The organism is Microcystis aeruginosa NIES-4325 (assembly GCF_008974145.1).
In the GTDB taxonomy this organism is placed as follows: Bacteria; Cyanobacteriota; Cyanobacteriia; order Cyanobacteriales; family Microcystaceae; genus Microcystis; species Microcystis aeruginosa_G.
Genome location: NZ_BJKP01000084.1, coordinates 1 through 1,754, shown reverse-complemented (window position 1 = coordinate 1,754; position 1,754 = coordinate 1). Strand labels below are relative to the sequence as shown.

Below are 1,754 nucleotides of genomic sequence, written 5' to 3'. Positions count from 1 at the left end.
ATGATTATCTAAATAATAACTTACTGGTTCAACTTTACTCCAATTGACAATACTAACATGAACATTCGCCTCACCAGACCAAGGCTGAGTAGAAATCGCTTCATGAATGTGTCCACCATTGTGAGTAATATAATCCAACGCAGCTACACGACTTTTCCCTTGACTAATAGAATTAGTTCCGACTAAACCCGCTCTTCCTTTCTCATCTAATTGATTATGTGCTAGACGAAACCAATAGGAACAAAAATCAACCGAGTCTTTAACCTCAGAAAACCTTCCAAACACTTTATTAACATAATCATCACTGAGATTTAATCTCATGTGTTTACCTCCCAAAAATGGAGGATTACCGATAATTGCGTCTGCTTTTGTCCAATCCGTAAACAAAGCATCAGCACAAATAATATTACCATCCAAAGTATCCAAAGGTAAAGAAGCTTCCGTCAAATTAAACCTATCAATCGCCACCTTTCTGGCAATCATTAAAGTCACCCGCGCTAATTCTACAGCAAAAGGATTAATATCCATACCATAAAACTGTTTAGGCGTAACAAAACTAATCTGTAACTGGTCACTAGCAGAACGACGACGGTTAGCAATCTTTTCAATTAATAACTGTTCAATGCGCTTTAATTCTTGATAGGCAATATAGAGAAAATTACCCGAACCGCAAGCCGGATCAAGTACCTTATACTGCTGTAATTCTAACTGAAGTGTATTTAACTCGCCAATCGTCCCAGCTTGCTCAATTTTCTCCTCCCAGTAACGGCTAATAGTTGGGCGAACAATTTTCATAATATCCGCTTCTGAGGTAAAGTGCATCCCGTAAGTATGACGTTCTTCAGCATTAGCTGTCCCCTCAAAAATATTACCAAAAATTGCCGGACGGATCTTACTCCAATCCTGACGCGCCGCCACATCCAGAAATTCTAATTCTTTATTAGTTAATTCAATTGGATGAATTTGGCTAAACAGTCCCCCATTAAAATAATCCACTCCCTGATACTTACCAGCGGGGGTAATTCCTGGTGAGTTCATCTGTTGAAACAATCCCCCCAAGACATCATAGGAATTGCCACCATTTAGACATTCTTTCACACAAGAAATAAATAAATCTCTTGGTAACAATCCTCGATCCTCAGCAAACATTGCCAAGACACACTGCAAAATAAATCGCTGGGCTGTCAACTCATCAAAACCGCTTTTCTGACCGCGTTTTTTTAATAGTTGAAACAACTCACCCATCCGCCGCGCCGCCGTTTCTGTAATCTCGACTTGATTATTCTGAAAGATAGGGGTACGATTCCCTACTTCCATAAAATTGAAGGCACTCACCCGATTTTTCAAATCGTTGAGATTGACTCGATCTACTGGTTCATCTATTTGAAGATCAAAATCAAAAATCCAGAACTGATCAAAATTACATAATAAGACATAGCGAGGGCGATTAGGAACCAAGCGACTCCAGTATTCAAAAGCTTGGGGATAGTGTTTACTTAAATCTTCTCCTCGCTTTTTCATTTCAATTAAAACACGAGGTTTCCAAACTAAATCAGCAAATCCGGTTTTACCTTTCTTGCTACCTTTAGTAATCGCCTCCTCATAGGTTGCACCCGCTTGTAACGCACCTTTATGACCAAAAGCTCGAAAGAAACGGTCTAGGAAAATCTGAGCTTCTTTCCTTTCTTTGCCAGTAATATGCTGTTGACAAAAATCAATAAATTCCTGTAAGCTTTCAAGGGTAGTAGTCATCT

The 1,754-nt window shown here is 39.2% G+C and carries 1 protein-coding gene; it reads right to left on the bottom strand.

Annotated elements, in window-relative coordinates; translation table 11 throughout:
* On the bottom strand, positions 1–1,752 hold a 1,752-nt coding region (locus MiAbW_RS19025), incomplete at its 3' end, for a DNA methyltransferase (protein ID WP_151697342.1).
* Between the last annotated feature and the right edge of the window lie 2 nt (positions 1,753–1,754).